Source organism: Lactobacillus helsingborgensis (genome assembly GCF_000970855.1).
Classification (GTDB): domain Bacteria; phylum Bacillota; class Bacilli; order Lactobacillales; family Lactobacillaceae; genus Lactobacillus; species Lactobacillus helsingborgensis.
This window is the reverse complement of record NZ_KQ034046.1, coordinates 1048323-1068426: the sequence shown is the minus strand read 5'-3', so window position 1 is coordinate 1068426 and position 20104 is coordinate 1048323. Positions and strand designations below refer to the sequence as shown.

Annotated in this window: 15 protein-coding genes and 1 CRISPR repeat array; of the genes, 13 read left to right on the top strand and 2 right to left on the bottom strand. The window is 35.7% G+C overall.

Annotated elements, in window-relative coordinates; all coding sequences use genetic code 11:
• Positions 1-138: 138 nt before the first annotated feature.
• The 10 genes from JF73_RS04960 to JF73_RS04915 all read left to right on the top strand — a co-directional run bounded on the left by JF73_RS04960 (position 139) and on the right by JF73_RS04915 (position 11502).
• On the top strand, positions 139-480 hold the full coding sequence (locus JF73_RS04960; RefSeq protein WP_046327217.1) for a PTS lactose/cellobiose transporter subunit IIA: 342 nt from the start codon (positions 139-141) through the stop codon (positions 478-480).
• A complete protein-coding gene (locus JF73_RS04955; protein ID WP_046327216.1) occupies positions 473-1876 on the top strand; it encodes a glycoside hydrolase family 1 protein in 1404 nt (467 codons plus the stop codon). Before JF73_RS04960 ends, JF73_RS04955 begins: the two co-directional genes overlap by 8 nt.
• A gap of 1 nt (position 1877) precedes the next feature.
• Positions 1878-3206 carry a PTS sugar transporter subunit IIC gene (locus JF73_RS04950; protein ID WP_046327215.1) on the top strand — a complete coding sequence of 443 codons (1329 nt, stop codon included), beginning with the start codon at positions 1878-1880 and terminating at the stop codon, positions 3204-3206.
• Positions 3196-3507: a PTS sugar transporter subunit IIB gene (locus JF73_RS04945; RefSeq protein WP_218838185.1), complete on the top strand. Its 312-nt coding sequence runs from the start codon at positions 3196-3198 to the stop codon at positions 3505-3507. The genes JF73_RS04950 and JF73_RS04945 overlap by 11 nt, the downstream gene beginning before the upstream one ends.
• 15 nt (positions 3508-3522) lie before the next feature.
• Positions 3523-4458: a YitT family protein gene (locus JF73_RS04940; protein ID WP_046327214.1), complete on the top strand. Its 936-nt coding sequence runs from the start codon at positions 3523-3525 to the stop codon at positions 4456-4458.
• A 101-nt stretch (positions 4459-4559) separates the two neighbouring features.
• Positions 4560-6392 carry a translation elongation factor 4 gene (lepA, locus tag JF73_RS04935; RefSeq protein WP_046327213.1) on the top strand — a complete coding sequence of 611 codons (1833 nt, stop codon included), beginning with the start codon at positions 4560-4562 and terminating at the stop codon, positions 6390-6392.
• A gap of 41 nt (positions 6393-6433) precedes the next feature.
• Positions 6434-8710 carry a single-stranded-DNA-specific exonuclease RecJ gene (gene recJ / locus JF73_RS04930; RefSeq protein WP_046327413.1) on the top strand — a complete coding sequence of 759 codons (2277 nt, stop codon included), beginning with the start codon at positions 6434-6436 and terminating at the stop codon, positions 8708-8710.
• Positions 8711-8810: 100 nt separating this feature from the next.
• A complete protein-coding gene (locus tag JF73_RS04925; protein WP_038522915.1) occupies positions 8811-9338 on the top strand; it encodes an adenine phosphoribosyltransferase in 528 nt (175 codons plus the stop codon).
• Between the two features lie 472 nt (positions 9339-9810).
• Positions 9811-10752: an aldo/keto reductase gene (locus JF73_RS04920; protein WP_046327212.1), complete on the top strand. Its 942-nt coding sequence runs from the start codon at positions 9811-9813 to the stop codon at positions 10750-10752.
• Positions 10753-10983: 231 nt separating this feature from the next.
• Positions 10984-11502 carry a GNAT family N-acetyltransferase gene (locus JF73_RS04915; RefSeq protein ID WP_038522909.1) on the top strand — a complete coding sequence of 173 codons (519 nt, stop codon included), beginning with the start codon at positions 10984-10986 and terminating at the stop codon, positions 11500-11502.
• A 435-nt stretch (positions 11503-11937) separates the two neighbouring features.
• Here the strand turns inward: JF73_RS04915 and JF73_RS04910 are convergent, their stop codons facing one another.
• Entirely contained in the window at positions 11938-14211 is a 2274-nt protein-coding gene (locus JF73_RS04910) for an HAD-IC family P-type ATPase (RefSeq protein ID WP_046327211.1), read from the bottom strand.
• Positions 14212-14428: 217 nt separating this feature from the next.
• Between JF73_RS04910 and JF73_RS04905 the strand changes: the two genes are divergently transcribed.
• Positions 14429-14761, top strand: a complete 333-nt coding sequence (locus JF73_RS04905; protein ID WP_052727776.1) for a YxeA family protein — start codon at positions 14429-14431, stop codon at positions 14759-14761.
• A gap of 256 nt (positions 14762-15017) precedes the next feature.
• Positions 15018-15581: a CRISPR direct-repeat array (repeat unit 36 nt; unit sequence GTTCTAATCATCATCGATTTAACAACCATCTAAAAC).
• A gap of 249 nt (positions 15582-15830) precedes the next feature.
• Here the strand turns inward: JF73_RS04905 and eno are convergent.
• Positions 15831-17117 (bottom strand): phosphopyruvate hydratase, encoded by a 1287-nt coding sequence (eno, locus tag JF73_RS04900; RefSeq protein WP_046327210.1) that lies wholly within the window; start codon positions 17115-17117, stop codon positions 15831-15833.
• A gap of 243 nt (positions 17118-17360) precedes the next feature.
• Between eno and JF73_RS04895 the strand changes: the two genes are divergently transcribed.
• Positions 17361-18191, top strand: a complete 831-nt coding sequence (locus JF73_RS04895; RefSeq protein WP_046327209.1) for a DegV family protein — start codon at positions 17361-17363, stop codon at positions 18189-18191.
• Between the two features lie 299 nt (positions 18192-18490).
• Positions 18491-20044, top strand: a complete 1554-nt coding sequence (locus JF73_RS04890) for an L-lactate permease (RefSeq protein WP_046327208.1) — start codon at positions 18491-18493, stop codon at positions 20042-20044.
• Positions 20045-20104 lie beyond the last annotated feature (60 nt).

The window sequence follows — 20104 nt, the reverse complement described above, 5'->3', positions numbered from 1 at the left end:
CCTCATTAAAGACTTTAATTAAAAAATAGGATAGATTGAAATATTTCGCAATCTTTTTAATGCGGCGCATACCGCAAAACAAAAGTTGCAAGCGTATTCTTGTTCTTTTAAATTATTGAGTAAAAAGAAGGTGAAAAAATGGATTTGGAAAACCAAAGTAAAGAACAAAAAATACAGTTAATGGCATTTGAAATAATTTCTAATTCTGGAGATGCGTTTGATTATTTCTATCAGAGTGTTGAAAAAGCACAAAATGCAAATTTTAAAGAAGCAGAGATATTACAAAAGAAGGGAAATGAATCCTTAAACAAAGCACATAAATCACAAACAGGATTATTGGTATCTGAAACTAATAAAGAAGATATCCCATATAGTATTTTAATGGTGCATGCTCAGGATCACTTAACTATGGCAATCTTTTTTGGAAGGATGTCTAAGTTGTTTATAAATTTATGGAAGGAGATACATAAAAATGAATAAATTTTTGTGGGGAAGTGCGACAGCGTCTTATCAATGTGAGGGAGGTTGGAATGAAGGTAACCGAGGAGAGACGCAATGGGATAATTTCTCACATCATAGTGCATTGAATATTAATCACGTAAATGGTGATGTAGCTTCGGATTTTTATCATAAATATGAAGAAGATATCAAGCTTTTGGCTGATGGTGGCCAAAACACATTTAGATTTTCTATAGCTTGGTCAAGGATTATTCCGGATGGTGTAGGAGAGATAAATCCAGCAGGTATAGAATTTTATAATAAAGTAATTGATACTTGTCTTAAATATCACTTAGTTCCTAACGTAACGCTTTTTCATTATGATTTACCGAAACCAATTTATGATATTGGTGGCTGGGAAAATAGAAAAACAATTACCTATTTTGTGAGATACGCCCAAATTTGTTTTAAATATTTCGGAGATAGAGTACCACTTTGGTCCACTATTAACGAACCTAATTATTATTCTTATTGTAGCTATATTGTGGGTAATTATCCTCCTAATAAAAAATTGGATTTCAATGCTTTCTGTAAATCCGGTTATCATCTTTTATTGGCTAGTGCAAGAGTAGTAAGAGAATATAAAAAGTTAAATCTTCCAGGGAGAATTGGAATAGTAATTGACACTAGCAATGTTCAAACCAAAAGATCAGATGATCTAAGTATGAAAGCAGCCCGAAAGGCCGATTTATTCTACAACAAATGGGTAACCGACACTGTATGTAAAGGTTATTTTCCGCAGCAATTGTTCACTTTAACAAAAGATAGTGGGATAGACTTGTCATTTGTGAAAAAAGCAGATAAACCAATTTTTATGTCCGGCATTGTTGATTTTTTAGGGCTGAATATTTATTCACGGGCCTTCATTAAGCCTTATACAGAAGGTAAAACTGAAGTCTTTATGAATAATAAGGGTAAAAATTCCAAAGTTAAAGAGGGAATTAAAATAAAAGACTGGTTTGAAACAGACTACGATCCAGATATACCCAGAACAAAATGGGGTAGTGAATTATACCCTAAGTGCATGTACGATGAGCTTATGGATATAAAAAAGAATTACGGTAACATTTTAATCTATATCACAGAGAACGGTATCGGGGAATACGAAACTGCAGACAAAACAGGCTATGTGGTGGATGACGAACGTATTGAAATAATGAAAAAATATATCTGCTATATGCTTAAAGCCAAGAAGGAGGGCGTGAATGTTCAAGGCTATTATGCGTGGTCAACTATGGATCTTTATAGCTGGGTAAACGGCTATGAAAAAAGATATGGGCTAATTAGGGTAGATTTTGATCATGACCTAAAAAGAATACCAAAAAAAAGTTACTTTTGGTATAAAAATTTAATATTACAAAATACAGAGGAGGGCTAACATGGAAAATCAAAAAGACAATTTTTTGCTTAAGTGGATTGAAAAATCAATTTTACCAATTGCAAATAAAATACAAAGAAATAAATATCTGCAAGCAATTCAATCAGCCTTTATGACACTAATGCCAATTATGCTAATTGGAGGAATAATCACAATTATAACCACACCTTTTGTCGATTATACCAAAATGGCAACAACTGACAGCATGTATAATTTTTACAAGGGCTGGCAACTGTTTGTTAATAACTATGGCATGCCGCTTGTTATTCTTAGATCAGTTACGTTGTCAAGTATCAGTCTATGGACATCATTAGCTATAGCTTATTTCTTAGCTAAACACTACAAAATGAATACTATTATTACCTCTGTTGTTTCTTTATTAATGTTTTTCATTTTGTGTACGTCGGTTACTAAAGACGGTGGTTTAAGTAATGATTTTTGGGGTGGTGAAGGCTTGTTTGCAGGTATCATCATTGGGATAGCTGTTACTGAGCTTTACCGACTGTTTACTACTAAGAAGATTGGCACAATTAAAATGCCAGATATGGTTCCACCTGCTTTAAAAAGTTCCTTTGCTTCTATTTTTCCTATCATCTTTGTCACTGTGATATGTACAATAATTGCCATGCTTTGTAATTCAATTTTACGTATCACTTTTCCGCAGGCAATTTTAAACCTGTTTCATCCGTTAGTTGTCACTGTTGATAATGCTTTCGGTCTATCGCTATCTTCTATTCTGTCACAAATTTGCTGGTGGTTTGGAATTCATGATACGGCTGTTACTTCTTTATTAGAGCCTTTAATGTACAGCAACTATAGTGCTAATGCTGCTGCATACGCTAAGGGTATAGCGGCAGCTAACTTGCCACATATTTGGACTGAACCATTATGGTGGAACTGGATGGTAATTGGTGGTTCTGGCGCCACATTAGCTCTGGCAGTCATGGTTTTGAGATGTAAATCTGTACAATTAAAAACTGTTGGAAAAGTAGCAATCATTCCTGCACTATTTAACATAAATGAACCGCTAATTTTTGGACTGCCAATAGTTTTAAATCCGTTGTTCTTTATTCCTTGGCTTCTTGCCCCTACTATAAATGGATTAATCGCATATATTTGTATGGCAATAGGAATTGTAAATAAAACGTTTATTTATCCAGGTTGGAATATTCCCGCCCCGATAGCGCAATTTTTATCAAATATGGATCTTAGATCAATATTTTTAACTTTAGTGATGATAATCATAGACGGGCTAATTTATTACCCATTCTTGAAAGTTTGGGATAAGCAAAAACTAGAAGAAGAAAGAGGCGGAGAAAATGTTGCATAAGGAAATAAAAGTTTTACTTGTTTGCAACGCGGGTATGAGTACCGGAATTATGCAAGTCAAATTGGAGGAAGAAGCTAAGAAAAAAAATATTAAAGCCCAAATTTTGGCAATACCCATATCAGAAATAGAAGAATATCTAAATGATACAGACTGTATACTGCTTGGACCTCAAGTTAAGTTTGCAGAAAAAGATGTTAAGAAGATGGCTTCAAACATTCCTGTATTTACAATTAACTCACAAGATTTTGGGTTAATGAGAGCTGATAAGGTTTTTAAACAAATTGAGGAAATACTATCTTAAAAAAAGGAAATATTAATGACTAGAAGTGATGTCGAACAAATTAAATTCCTAGATCTGATTATGATAGCAATAGGTTGCATGATTTTTGCCTTTTCTTTGGTTTTGTTTAACATAAAAAACAAACTCGCAGATGGTGGTATTAGCGGAATTACTTTAATATTAAAAGCAGTTTTTAAATTAAATCCAGCTTATACGACACTTTTACTTAACGGTCCACTAATTTTAATTGGCTATCACTATTTGGGCAAGAAAGCCTTAATCTATACAATTTATGGGACGCTTATGCTGTCAGTTTGGTTATGGGTTTGGCAACAAGTTAAATTAAGTATTGATTACAACCATGACCTATTGCTGGCAGCAATAAGTGCTGGTCTGACAGGTGGTTTGGGTCAAGGAATTGTCTATCGCTTTGGTGGAACCACAGGTGGTACAGATATCATTGCTAAAATGATTCACCACTTTAAAGGAATCCCTATTGGGCATACACTGTTTGGTTTGGATCTTATTATATTAACTTTTTCTTTAGTTTATATTGATAGTAGACACATGGCTTACACCTTAATTTATTCTTTTACATTAAGTAAAGTTGTCAACCTGATTACAGAAGGTCCTTACGAAGCCAGTGGTAGTTTTATTATCAGTAACCAAAATTCTAAAATTGTTAATTTAGTGATGAAGAAAATGAACAGAGGATCAACTATTTTTGAAGCTGAAGGAGGATATTCACATAAGTCAAGTCGTGTTCTTTTTGTCGTAGTTTCGGCTAGAGAATTAAATGAATTAAAAAAGATTGTTTTGTCTCTTGATCCCGCAGCCTTTATTGTCTCTTTTCATGTAAATGAAGTAGTAGGGGAAGGATTTACTTATAAAAGGCCCAATTTTTTATCAAGGATAAAAACAGGAAAGAAATCCCCAAATTTTTTCTTAAATAAAAAAACCAAATCTAATTAATCAAATAGTTTAGGCTACCCTTACTTTTTACTTAATTGCTTTTAACTGTTTCAGTTACTTTGTTATAATAATAAAGATAGAGTAAAGGGTGCAAATTATTTATGGACATAACAAAATTACAAGATTATCAGAAGCGTATTCGCAATTTTTCCATTGTTGCTCATATTGATCATGGTAAGTCTACGATTGCCGATCGAATTTTAGAGTTGACCGATACGGTATCTGAACGCCAATTAAAAAATCAGATGTTAGACGATATGCCGCTGGAACGCCAACGTGGCATCACCATCAAGATGAACTCAGTAGAAATTAAATATCGTGCGCAAGATGGCGAAGACTACATTTTTCATCTAATTGATACACCAGGACACGTGGATTTTTCTTATGAGGTTTCCCGTTCCTTAGCAGCTTGTGAAGGTGCATTGTTAGTTGTAGATGCTTCGCAAGGTGTGCAAGCCCAAACTTTGGCAAATACATACTTAGCAATTGATGATGACTTAGAAATTTTGCCTGTTATAAATAAAATTGATCTGCCTTCAGCTAATCCGGAGCAGGCTAAAGAGGAAATCACAGAAATGTTGGGGTTAGATGCTTCCGACGCTGTTGAAGTTTCCGGTAAAACCGGGCAGGGAATTAAGGAGTTGCTTGAACGCATAGTTAAAGATATACCAGCTCCTAGTGGAGATCTCCAAGCACCGTTAAAAGCGTTGATTTTTGATTCAAAATATGATGACTATCGCGGTGTTGTTTTATCTGTGCGGATTGAAGAAGGTACGGTTAAACCCGGCGATAAAATAAAAATCATGAATACTGGTAAGGAATATGAAGTTACTGAAGTTGGAGTTTCCAGTCCACATCCGGTTAAAAAAGATATTCTAATTGCTGGGGATGTTGGTTACTTAACGGCTAACATCAAGTCCGTTCGTGAAACTCGTGTTGGTGATACTATCACTGCCGCAGAACATCCGACCGCGGAACCACTTCCCGGTTATCGTCAGATACCACCAATGGTTTATTCAGGTATGTATCCCGTAGACAATGGAAAATATGATGACCTTAAGGAAGCTTTACAAAAATTGCAGCTCAATGATGCTGCTTTAGAATTTGAACCTGAAACTTCAACTGCTTTAGGCTTTGGCTTTAGGTGCGGCTTTTTAGGTTTACTCCACATGGATGTGGTGCAGGAAAGACTTGAACAGGAATTTGACTTAGACTTGATTATGACTGCCCCTTCTGTTGATTATCATGCGATTATGAATGACGGCACAACCAAAGTGATTGATAATCCTTCTGATTTACCGTCTGCAGGTGAATATAAGGAAGTGCAGGAACCTTTTGTTAAAGCAGAAGTAATGGTTCCGAATGATTTTGTCGGTCCTGTGATGGAATTATGTCAACGTAAACGGGGCGAGTTTGTGACAATGGACTATTTAGACAAATATCGGGTTAACGTAATTTACAATATGCCGCTAGCCGAAATTATTTATGATTTTTTTGATGATTTAAAATCTTCCACTAAAGGTTATGCTTCACTTGATTATGAAATTACGGGTTATCGGGCAACTGATTTAGTTAAAATTGATATTCTGTTGAATAAACAAGTGGTCGACGCTCTTAGTTTCATTGCTCACCGTGATGAAGCTCAAAATAGAGCGCGACAAATGACCTCAATGCTTAAGAAGTTAATTCCTAGACAGAACTTTGAAGTTGATATTCAAGGAGCAATTGGAGCAAAAATTATTTCTCGTGCCACTGTTAAGCCATACCGCAAGGATGTTACTTGGAAAATTCATACAGGAGATCCTGATAGAAGGGCAAAGCTGCTTGAAAAACAAAAGCGGGGTAAAAAACGGATGAAAGCAGTGGGTCATGTAGAAATTCCCCAAGATGCTTTTATGGCTGTCTTAAAAATGAATGATGACGATTTAAATTAAAATAAAGATAAGTAACGACAAAAGGCTGAATTAAATTAATGATTGAATGGCGCAAACGTAAAGGTGAAGAATTAGCTCCTGCTATAATTGAGAAATATCAGCTTAGCCCAATAACGGCTAAGCTGCTTTCTTTGCGCGGAATAAATACTGCGGAAAAAATAGATTATTGGTTTAATGCCACTGAAGCTGATTTGGCTGATCCTTTTCTAATGCATGACATGAAAAAGGCAGTTAACAGAATTAATCAAGCAATTGATGCAGGAGAAAAAATAACGGTCTATGGTGATTACGATGCTGATGGTATTACTGCCACCACTATTATGGTGGAAACACTGGGCATTTTAGGTGCCGATGTTCATTTTTTCATTCCCGATCGTTTTAAAGATGGCTATGGACCAAATCTTGAATCCTACAAGAAAATTGTAGCAGATGGAACTAAACTGATTATTACTGTAGATAACGGTATTACTGGGGTTGACGAGGTTGCTTTTGCCAAAAGTAAAGGTGTAGATACAATAATTACAGATCACCATAAATTTCAAGAGCAAGTTCCTGACTGTTACGCTTTGGTACACTGCAATTATCCTGGACAAAAATATCCGTTTGATGATTATTGTGGGGCAGGTGTTGCCTACACTATTTGTCGGGCGTTAATGCAGGAACCAATGCCTGAATTATTGGAATTAGCAATGATTGGCACAATTGGTGATATGGTCAAGGTGTCAGGAGAAGGTCATGTAATAGTAAAACGTGGCCTTAAAATGCTTAATGAGACTGAGCGGCCGGGACTAAGAGCTTTAATAAAAAAAGCTGGTTTACAATTAGGACATATTGACGAAACTGATGTTGGCTTTAATATTGCACCAAGATTAAATGCTGTTGGCAGACTTGCCAATGCTTCTCTGGCAGTGGAATTACTATTATGTGATACTGATGAAAAAGCCGAGGAGATAGCTGCTAAAGTTGAAAAATTAAACGATGAACGCAAAAAACTGACTGCAACTGTTTTTCAAGAATGTCTTGAGCAAGTTAAAAATAATGGCTGGGACAGAAGTCAAACTCTGGTAATTTATCAACCAGATTTTCATGAAGGCGTCTTGGGTTTAGTAGCAAATAAGCTGGTTGAGAAAACTCATAAACCTACCATAGTTTTAACTAAAAATGAAGCTGGAATTATCAAGGGGTCTGGAAGATCCGTTGCCGGTTATAATATTTTTAATGCGCTAAATCCCTTAAAAGACAAACTATTTTTGAAATTCGGTGGGCATGATTTTGCTTGCGGATTATCAATGACTGAAGAAAAAATTCCTTCCTTAAGAAAAGCCTTTGAGAATAATTTTAATGGTTCATACAACCAGAATATCAGAGATTACGATTTTGAATTACCGTTTGCTAATCTTGATCTAAAGACTATTGCGGAAATTAAATTGGCGGGTCCTTTTGGCACAGATAATGTGGAGCCGGTGTTTAGCATTAAGCATCCTGATATTACTGGCTGCTTTTACATGGGTGCAGATAAGAATCATATCAAACTGACTGTCAGTAAAAGCAATAAGAAATTGGATGTGGTAGGTTTCAATAAAAAATACTTAACCAGGGTCCTGTTACCATACATTGATCAGCTTTTTATTGGCATACAAGAAAATTGTTTTCGTAATCAAACTAAAGTGCAAGGTATAATTAAAGGTATTGTTTTTGCAGCCCCTAAATTAGTTGTTCCTGCACCAGTTATTGATTTACGATCTGAAAAATATGTAATGGGTTTTGCGGATAGGTATCTTTTATTTGACGAAAAAAATAAGATTTCTGCTTCTACAAAATATGATATTGATCCAGCAAAAATTACGCTGATTAATGATTACGATAGTGAAGGCGAGGTAGCTGTCTTTCTTGACGTTCCCCATAATCAAAGTGAATTAGATGCAGCCTTGACTAATAATTATGCTCAGCTTTACTTACGGTTTATTTTGGATCAATTACCGGTGACGCAAATGCCTGTGAAGTCAGATTTTGAAAAGGTATTGCGCTACGTATATACACATCCTGGTTTAACGATCGAGGATTACCGCTTAGTTGGACCTTTTCTACAGCAGAGTTATGATCATATTCTATTTATTTTACGTGTATTTTCTGAGCTGCATTTTATTAAATTAGCAGATAATAAAATCTATGCTGTCAAACACCCTGCTAAAAGTAAGTTAACGGCTTCACGGTATTATCTTGCTACTAGGTCACAAATTGCCTTCATTCGTGAATTAAGAAATATGTCTAGTAAAAAATTGCTAATGTACGTGAATGAGCAATTAAAGCAGCATTAATTTTTCACATTATTAGTGCTTTTAATCTTGAAATCTGTTAGAATATTAAGGTCGGATAAGCTTTAGCAAGAAAGTTAAGTTTTGGAGGTTTTTTCTTCTTATGGCAAACGATTTTGAGAAACATATTGCAAGTGTTAAGGATTTCCCTAATAAGGGGATCATTTTTCGTGACATTACTCCTATTTTACAGGATGGCAAATTGTTTCAAGCTGCTACTCATGAATTAGCAGAATATGTTAAAAGCAAAAATGCTGATGTCATTGTAGGTCCTGAGGCCCGTGGTTTTATAGTTGGCTGTCCCGTAGCTACTGAATTGGGTATTGGGTTTGTACCTGCTAGGAAACCACATAAGTTACCTAGAGAAGTGGAACGTGCTTCTTATGATTTGGAATATGGTTCTAATAGTTTGGAAATACATAAAGATGCAATCAAACCAGGTCAACGTGTGGTAGTTTGTGATGATTTACTTGCTACAGCAGGAACTCTAAGAGCATGTAAACAACTAATTGAAAATTTAGGTGGAGAATTAGTTGGGTCTGCTTTTTATATTGAATTACCTGATCTAAAAGGAAAAGAAAAATTACCGGGACTTGACGTCTATTCGTTAGTCAAGTACCACGGTGCTTAAATGAATAACATGTAATTAAAAAGTTCCCCAAGAGATTAATCTCTTGGGGAACTTTTTTGGTAGTTAAATTGACAATTTTTATTGCTTTCAGTGATATTAATATAGTAGCTTCTTCTACTAAGAAAAGGTAACTTACTTGACTATTGGTTTTAATAATCGTTAGAATACAACTACGGTAGTAATAAAAGCGTTTTTTAAGAGGAGGATATAAGACATAATTAAAGTATAATTTTGTAATTGTTGTAAGCGCTTGCTAAATTTAGTAATTTCTGTTGAAAAAGGTTACCATACTTTGTAGTTTGATAGGTAGTAGCTAAGTGAAAATATAAATTGGCTTAACCTAAATAATTTATTTACTGAAAAAGTATTACTAATAAGTTTGTTACCTTGCCCTATAGTGCATTATTAGTTTAGAAAAACAACGCTAATTTATAAGCTGTCAGCTATGATAGCTTTTTGGGAGTGAATAGATATGGATAAAATCAGAATTGGCAAAAGTGATGTTTACACAACTAAGTTGGGTTTAGGAACAAATAAAGTTGGGGGACATAACTTATTTAAAAATTTAAATGAAGAAGACGGATATGATTTACTGCGCGAGGCTCTTAAGCAGGGCATCAACTTTTTTGATACTGCTTATGTCTATGGACTCGGCAGATCTGAAGAGATCATTGGGGACGTCTTGCAAAATTATGATCGCTCAAAAGTAATTATTGCTACCAAGGCTGCCCAAGATAAGTCACAAAATATGGCACCTAATAATAGTTCTGCTTTCATTAAAAAAGCCGTTGATGACGCACTTTTACGGTTGAAAACAGACTATATTGATATTTTTTACTTGCACTACCCAGATGAGAATACACCAAAAGATGAAGCAATTGAAACTTTAGATGAAATTCGCAAAGCTGGTAAAATTCGGGCTATTGGTGTTTCTAACTTTTCTTTGAGTCAAATTAAAGAAGCAAATAAAAATGGGAAAGTTGATATCGTTGAGGATCATTATAGTTTGGTGCGTCGTGCTCCTGTTAAGGAAGAATTGGAATATTTACATGAGCAAAATATTTCATTTGTGCCATTTTTCCCGTTAGCTTCAGGTCTGTTAACTGGTAAATACGGCGCTGATGACTGGAACAAGTTTAACAGCACTGACGGTGGAAAACTGCTGGGCGATTTTAACGAAGACCGGTATGACAGAGCAATCAAGGGTATTGCGGGTATCCGTGAGATAGCAACTAAGCACGAGGCGAAGGTTACCCAGACTGTTTTGGCATGGTATATGGCCAATCCAGCAATTAGTGTCGTGATTCCGGGTGCGCGCAACGCTGATCAGGTCAGAAGCAATGCGAAAGCCATGTCAGTTAAATTGTCACCAAGTGAATATCAAGAAATTGATCAATTGTTTAGTGATTTTTAAAAGCCTAACGAAGATCTATTTTTAGTTTTTTGAGTTAAAAGTCTTGTGAGAGCAAGGCTTTTTTTATTGAGTAAAAATTAGTTGAAATAAGGTTAATCTGTCTATAAACTCTTTTGATAGCGTTTACTGAAAAATGAAAATTTTTTCTTTTTTGAAGTGCAAATTTTTTACAAGCTGGGGGTCAAGTATATATAATGGTACAGTATTTCAAAAAAAGGAGAATAGAGTAATTTGCAATTAAGAAAAGCAACTATGGCCGATTTTGACCAAATTATCGCTATTTTGAAAGACGGTGCTAATCAATTAGCTGAGCACGGTGTTAACCAGTGGCAAGGTGAATATCCGTCAAAAGGACAAATTAAAGAAGATATCGAAAATGGCTGGGCGTTTTTAGCCGTATCTGAAGATCAAGAAACGGTTGGAGCAATTGCAATTGTTGACGGACCGGATCATATTTACGATCATTTAGATGGTGAATGGCTATGCGACACTGATAAATATGTAGTTATTCATCGTGTGGCAATTCACTCACAGCATTCTGGTAAAGGCTACGCTACTAAGTTATTGCGGGCTGTTATTAATGATATTAAAGACAATCGTGCTGATATAGATTCGATTAGAATTGATACTCATGAAGATAACCAAGCAATGCAACATCTGATTGCAAAAATGGGATTTACCAAAGTGGGTCTGTTACACGGAGTTTATCGTCCAGACGAAACTTCATACGTGTACGAATTAAAGAAATAATTTCGTTATTTAACACATTTAAAATCAGTAAATTTTACTGATTTCATAGTAAAAAAATAAAACTAAATAGTTTACATTAGTTATTTTATGTATTAAGATAAAGATAACGAATGTAATTTAAAGCATAAATAATGTAGCCCTTGCTACATGTTTATGCAGCATTTGTTATAAACGTACAACCAGCGAAAGGGGGGATATGAGGGTCATTGGTAAAGTAAAATTTATTTTTGCTGTTGACTCGCATCTTACCAAAATTAATTTTCCTGATTAATTTAACTATTTTTTCCTATTCTAAATTATTATACCAAATAGCATATACAAAACCTTTTTACCGATGTGATGGAAAATTCAGGAACTCATCGGTATACCTTAAAAAACCTGATTTTGGAAAAAGTCCAAGATCAGGTTTTTCTTTTGCTTTATTAAATTAATAAACTAGCGATTTTTCATTATCGGCTGATAAAAGAGGTCAATAATGATAGCGGCAATCAAAGCAGCAGCGAACGTTAGTAATAAATTCGTCCATGTAATTTTAGTCATTGCTATGCCGAATAAAGCTAATATTACTGTTAAAATTACATCACCTAACTGAGTTAGACCAACAGCCTTTGACGGGTAATCCTGCCAAAAGTAGCGCTTAGTTCTGGTGATTAAGATAATAAACATAGCACTTAAGACAAGGTAGACGTAGACCATGGTTGACACTGTACCGTGACTATAACCGTGAGTATTAAGATATGCAATAGCAAAGATGCCGATGGCCGTCCATCCGAAAGCAAGTGAAAAAGCAATTTTGGCTAAGCGGGCCATATTCCAATTTTCAGGCTTATAGGTAATGTGAGTCCTATCCGTACCAATCATCATTGTGACCATGTTATTCATAATTGTATAAATAACCATTGCATTTAACGCCATTGGGATATAGTTAAAGAAAAGATAACCGAAGGTCAAAAGCATAGTTAATTGCGCAGTTCTCGCCAATTTAGTTAACGACCAGGTTGTCATTCTTTGATAGACCCTGTGACCAGCGTCAAGAATTTTAACAATTGAAGATAAACCATCATTTAGAAGAACCATCTTGCCTGAACGTTTGGCAACGTCAGCAGCGTTGGAAACAGCAATTCCGACTTCAGCTTGTTTCAAAGCGGGGGAGTCGTTAACACCGTCGCCGGTCATGCCGACGATATAGCCTTTTTTCTGGAAGAACTTAACCATCTTTAACTTATCTTCGGGTAAAACATCCGCAATACCCGCTAATTTACTGGTATCAGTTTGATCATTAAAATCATGAATTGATATGACGTCGCCTTGTAAATCGACTTGCTTAGCTACAGCTTCAGCAGTCTTTTGGTTGTCACCTGTGAGCATAATTGGTTTAACGCCACGCTTTTTAAGCTCACCAAGAGATTTTTTAGAATCGGGACGCACCATATCCTGCAAAATAAAGACCCCAGCTAATTTATCGTCAATCAGTACAGCAACTGAGCGACCCGCACTAAAATCAACATCTTTAGCTTTTTCATTAGCATTCTGATCAATGAGCGAGAGCTGCTTAAAAGATCCCAGCTTGATATTGTGCCCGTTATAATTAGCCATTGAATAACCAGTACTGGAAGTAAATGGCGTAAAGTCAGTACCTGTCTTCACTTCAAGTCCTAAACCGGTTACATAGTCATCAATTGCCGTATCAATAATTTTTTTATTTCTCTGATCTGTGGCAGCAGCCGCCAATTCTAGGGCTTGGTTATTATCTAATGAACTAAAATTAGTCCATTGACCAACAGCTGTTTTATTTTGTGTGATTGTTCCGGTTTTATCTAGCAAAATCAGATTAAGGTTGGCTGCGTCCTGAATACCGGTCAGATCTGATGTTAAGACGCCTTCTTTACTTAGACGGGTTGCCTCAAAGGAATTTGAGAGTGCAAAAGTTGAGGGCATAGCAACAGGGATGGAAGCTATGAACATCATAGCTAAAAATGGCAACATATTAATTAAATTGTTGAGGTCGCCACCTTTGAAAAAGGATGCCACAACGATTACTAGTGTCAAAATACCATCTAAAATACATAAGTAATAAATGATTTTGGTTAATAATTGTTGTAGGTGTCCCGGAGCAGCTGAATTATTAATCAGGTTAATTGTTTTACCAGAACGCGAATTTGCTCCTGTAGCTGTGACTTGAGCAAGTCCGTTTCCTTCTGTCACAGTTGTACCCGCATAAGCTGTATCCTGGGGATTTTTACGAACAGTCTTGGCTTCGCCAGTAATCGAACTTTCGTCAGTAGAGATCTGACCTTCAAGTAATTTCACATCTGCAGCTAGGACATCACCAGCCTGCATGCTGATTAAATCACCTGGGACTAAATATTTGGAATCAATATTTTGCCACTTGCCGTCTCTTTGGACAGAAATAGAAGGTGTCAGCTTATGGGAAATATTGTTTAATACTTTGCGTGACTGCTTTTTCTTAGAAGCACCGTTCCATGCGGCAAAAAGCAACATTAAAAGCACAAACAATGATTGAATCCACTTACCTAAGATGCATTCCAAAAGGAGGGCAGCTTCTAAAATCCAAGCCGATAAATTCCATAACTTAGATAAAAATTCTTTGAAAAAGTTAAATTGAGGTTCAGGAACTTCATTTAAACCATTTTTTTGAAGAAGTTTATCTGCTTCGGCTTGGCTTAAGCCTTTAAATTTTTCAGACATATTACTACTTCCTTAGTTTTAAATACTGCACTTAAAGTAGCATAAATAATTGACTTTTGCTAGCAAATAAAATAGATATTGTTGCTGTACTCGTAAAAAATTATGAAAAGTGTATAATAAAGGTATACCAGTGTATTAATACACTTAGAATTTAAATTAAGCAGTTATTTTAGCTAATCTGCTAAATCTATAAAACCAAATTGGATAAGGAGTAATCATGAATTTTAGAAAAATATTTTTTGTCTTTGTGTTAGCAATTGCAGTTTTCTTTTGTTTTCCCTTTTTTATTCATAATGGAATTTTCGATCGTTTCAATCTTACAATTCCCGAAACTAAAAGTTATGCTCAAGTAGAAAAGAATACGCAAAAGTATTTTAACGTTCAAGCTTATGATGCCAAGACTGGTAAGAAACTTCCATATAGGATCAGAAGAGTAGGTGGTTACGACCCTTCTAAGCAATATATCAAAATTGATCATAGAGGTCAGTATGTTAAGAAAATCCAGTATGTTTCAAAGAGAGAATTCAATAAGAAAGTAAATAAAAATTAGTTTTAATCAATTTGCAGATCTTGCCACATTGTCTGTATCATATTTTAAAAATTATTGGTTATTTAGCATGAAGAACTTAATGAACAGATATTGTAAAAGACTAGTATTGATTGTATTTTCTAATTGGCTGGTTAAATAGGCGAAACAAAAAGACTTGCTTTAAAAGCAAGCCTTTTATTGTGAGCTTATGGTAATATTTTGCTTTTGCTTAACAACCATCTAAAACCCATAGTCTCGTTGCTTTCAGTAGTAAACTGTTCTAATCATCATCAATTTAACAACCATCTAAAACTTGTAGCTGGTGTTAAGTTAACAAGACCTAGTTCTAATCATCATCGATTTAACAACCATCTAAAACAAGGTTCTGGTAGTGTTCTGTACTACTTGGGTTCTAATCATCATCGATTTAACAACCATCTAAAACGTTTTTTTGTCAGTGTAAGTTGACTTAATGGTTCTAATCATCATCGATTTAACAACCATCTAAAACTGTATACATGATAATTCGCGATAAAAAAGAGTTCTAATCATCATCGATTTAACAACCATCTAAAACTGTTGCTCATCAAATCCGACTTGCTAACCTGTTCTAATCATCATCGATTTAACAACCATCTAAAACCGATACCGTCTCCAATAGCATCGCCAATCAGTTCTAATCATCATCGATTTAACAACCATCTAAAACGGGGCTTGATAACTGGACAATGCAGAAAGTGTTCTAATCATCATCAATTTAACAACCATCTAAAACTATTATCAGCGCTAGTATAAATGACCTGTTGTTCTAATCATCATCAATTTAACAACCATCTAAAACCGATGTTTTATCATCAAATTTTAATAATATGGTTGAATTAAACCAAATAATATTAGAAACACGACCAGCTTTTGCAGCAATATCAGGAAAAAGGTAGCTAATCTAGTCCTGATAATGCAGTTTTAGAAATTAAATGTTTACTCAAATTATAGCATAGAAGTTTAAATCTTGAATTTATGCTAAAAACACATTTTTAAAAATTTTGACACTAAAAAAGCCCGCAATATTGCAGGCTTTTTTATTAACAAATTAGTCTTTGTCAACACTGTCTGGGAATGTAGCTAAACGCTCGCCTTCGCCAAGTTCTTCTTCGATTTCAAGCAAACGGTTGTACTTTTCAACACGTTCTGAACGAGCTGGGGCACCAGTCTTTAATTGACCACCGTTAACAGCAACGGCAAAGTCAGCGATAAATGTGTCACCAGTTTCACCTGAACGGTGAGAAATCATGGTGTTGTATCCGTTCTTACGTGAAAGACGGATAGTTTCCAAAGTTTCAGTAACAGTACCAATTTGGTTTAACTTGATTAATGAAGCGTTACCGGCACCTTCCTTAATAGCTTTAGTCAAAAGCTTAGGGTTGGTACAAATGAAGTCATCCAAAACAATTTGAATTCTGTCTTTGTGGCTTTGAGTAAATTTAATCATGCCGTCAACATCATTTTCATCGTATGGGTCTTCAATTGAAATTAATTCTGGGAACTCGTCAAGTAACTTGTCGTAGTATTGAGCTAATTCTTCATCGTTAAATACTTTACCTTCGAAGTGGTACTTGCCGTCTTCTTTGTTGTAGAAGTATGAAGCAGCACAGTCACACGCAATGGCAATATCTTCACCAGGCTTGTAACCAGCCTTAACGATAGCGTCGTGTAAAGCTTGTAAAGCTTCTTCAGAGTTCTTCATGTTAGGAGCGAAACCACCTTCATCACCAAGGCCAGTTTCGTAACCCATGTCTTCAAGAACCTTCTTCAAAGTGTGGTATGTGTTAACGATCTTTTCAAAACCATCACGGAATGAAGTCTTTTTAACTGGAGTGATCATGAATTCTTGAACGTCAATACCGTTGTCAGCATGCTCACCACCGTTAATAACGTTGTGGAAAGTTTGAGGCATTTCAAGATCAGTACCACCAAGGTATCTGTATAAAGGTTGGTGATTATCTTTTGCTGCAGCAGCTGCAGTAGCCATTGATACACCCAGGATAGCGTTAGCACCAAGCTTAGCCTTGTTAGGGGTACCATCTAATTCAATCATTACGCGGTCAATGTTTGCCTGATCGTGTGGATCCAAACCTTTTAATGCTTTGGCAATTTCAGTGTTTACGTTTTCAACGGCTTTGGATACGCCCTTGCCGCCAACACGGCTGCCACCATCACGTAATTCAACGGCCTCGTTTTCACCAGTCGAAGCACCTGATGGAACTTCAGCTTTACCAACAACACCGTTTGATAAGGTTACAAAAGCCTCAACTGTTGGGTTACCACGTGAATCATAGATTTCCAGTGCATGAACATTTTCAATGACTGATTTTAACATCTAAAAACCTCCTAAATAATAAATGCTGTACTATTTTGTGTAAGTACATACATTAGTGGAGCATAGGCTCCATATCTACATGTCAAATTTTAGCCTAAGTTTGTGATTATGTAAACATTTGTAACCGATTTCTAATGTTAAAAAATATTAAAAATAATTTTGTCGCTTTTTTGACAGGTTTGATTTATTATTATGCTATACAATTTTTAAAAAGATTGGTTTATTTCAAAAAGGAATATTAATATGACAAAAGTAAGGTTAATTATAGATTCTGGTTCAAATGACCAGGCAAATAGCAATTTGACTGTCGTTCCTTTGACAATGACTATTTCTGGCAAGGATTTTGTCGATAATGAGAATCTTAATATTGAGGAATTTATTGCCAGTATGGAGAAGAATACGGAAGAAGGTAAAACTTCTTGTCCCAGTATCAACGAATGGCTTGAAGCTTTATCTGGAAGTAAGCGAGCTATCATTATGACCATAACCAGTGGTTTAAGTGGCAGCTTTTCTTCCGCGTTTCAAGCAAAACAAATATATGAAAAAGATCATCCCGACAGCCACGTGATTGTGGTTGATTCCAGAACAGCTGGACCCGAGATTTCGGTTATTTTGCAAGAAATTCAAAAGTTGGTTAATAGTAATGCCCGTTTTGTTGATCTAGAGCAAAAAATTTCAGATTACAAAACCCATACGCATTTGCTCGTTGTATTGAAATCTTTACACAACTTAGCGCTTAATGGACGTGTCAATATGGCTGTAGCCAAAGTGGCCAAAGTCTTAAATATTGATGTAGTAGGGACTGCCAGTGATGAAGGAAAATTAGAGCCACTGGCAAAAGTGCGCGGCATTAAGCGGGCGCTTAAAGAAATCATCAAATTAATGGGTGAAATGAAGTATCAGGGTGGACATGTTATCATTGACCAATGCAAAAACATGAAGGATGCTGAAACTTTAAAAGCAAAAATTTTAGAGCTTTATCCTGAAGCTGCGATAACTATTCGTCCAATGAGGGGATTATGTACCTTTTATGCCGAAGAAGGCAGTCTAATGATCGGTTTTGATGACCTCTAAAGTTTTTAACCCAGATTTTATTTGTTCTATAGATAACAGATTAGAAAAAAGCAGCCTAAGTCCTAACAATATAAAGTTAGGACTTATTTTTGTAAGAAAAAGAAAGCGCTTTTGTTACATAGATTGTGAAATGAAATTCATCTTCTAAAGTGCTGAACATAGTGCTATAATGAAATTAGGTAGCGCTTTCATCACAAACCAAACTGCGCTATCAAGTTTATCTTTATTTAAAATCTATCTTTTAGTTAATGAGAGGTTTTAGTTTAATCATATTAATAAGTTTCGTTGGAGGAATAATAATGGATTTAGTTAAAACAGTCCTTGCGATCATTCCAATCGTGTGGCTGATACTTTCCCTGGGTGTTTTTCACATTCGGGGTGACTTGGCGTGTTTAATCGGCTTTGCATTATCATTAATTCTAAGCATTGTCGGTTTCCACTTTTCGTTTTCAAACAGTATCACAGCAGGAATTGATGGTATAATCATGGCTTTGTGGCCGATAATTTATGTCATCATCTCGGCTCTGTTTATCTACAACATCAGTAGAAAATCAGGCGGAATGGATACAATAATGTCTATGTTAACTTCAATTACCAAGGATATGAGATTCTTAGTATTAATCTTAGCATGGGGATTAGGCGGATTCTTGGAAGCCATTGCCGGTTTCGGTACTGCGGTAGCGATTCCTGCAAGTATTTTAATAATGCTGGGTATGAACCCAATTAAAGCCGCTGTAGTGTGCTTGGTCGCAAATACTGCTCCTACAGCCTTTGGTGCTGTTGGTCTACCAGTAACAACTCTGGCTAAAGTAACAGGACTGGGAGTAACTCAATTAGGTTATTTAATTGCTATACAATTGTTTGTTTTAATGATGCTGGTGCCATTCGTTTTGGTAATGATGACTGAGGGTAAAGGCCTTAAGTCATTCAAAGGCAAAGGTGTATTGGTTTGCACTTTGGTAGCTGGTTTAACTTTCGCAGTACCAGAAATTTTCATTACTAAGTACTTGGGCCCTGAACTACCTTCAATTGTTGGTTCATTAGTTTGTCTGCTATTTTTGGTGATTATTATTAGAGGTTACAGCAAGAAAGATGAAGCAGGATCCTCTAGTAATGAAAAGGAAGAAAAAGCGCAAATTTCTACTGCTGAAAAAATCAAAGCTTGGGTACCATTCATTTTGGTCTTTTGCTTTATTATCTTCACTTCATCAATGTTTCCTGCAATTCATAATGCACTGGCAAGTGTCAAAACTAGTTTCCATTTCTACAATGGTGCAAATGCCAAACCGGTTGACATTGACTGGTTATCATCCCCAGGTACTTTAATACTGCTTTCAAGTATCATTGGTGGTGCTATTCAAGGCTTATCATTTAAGGAAATGTTTTCCGTATTAACGAGCACAATCAAACAATTGGTTAAAACAATTATCACTGTTTGTTCTATTGTGGCTTTGTCCAAAGTCATGGGCTACAGCGGAATGATTGACGTCATTGCGGTTAGTCTTGTAACTTTAACTGGTGCATTTTACCCAGTAATTTCACCAATCATCGGTGTACTAGGAATCTTTATTACTGGTAGTGATACATCAGCTAACGTACTCTTTGGTGAATTGCAAGTACAAGCTGCCCATGCACTGAAAGTAAGTCCATATTGGCTGGCAGCAGCTAACATGGTTGGTGCTACTGCTGGTAAGATGCTTTCACCACAAAATATCGCAATCGCGACTGGTGCAACCGGACTTGAAGGTAAAGAGGGGGTTATTCTTAAGAAAGCTTTGCCTCACTGTGCATGGTACACTGCAGTATTGTGTATTATCGTGTTTGTTGCCGGTAAAATGTTAAGTTACTTATAATATTGATTAATCTGTAAGTCAAATTTCTCATACTTAAAAACACCTCTGAATTCATAAAAA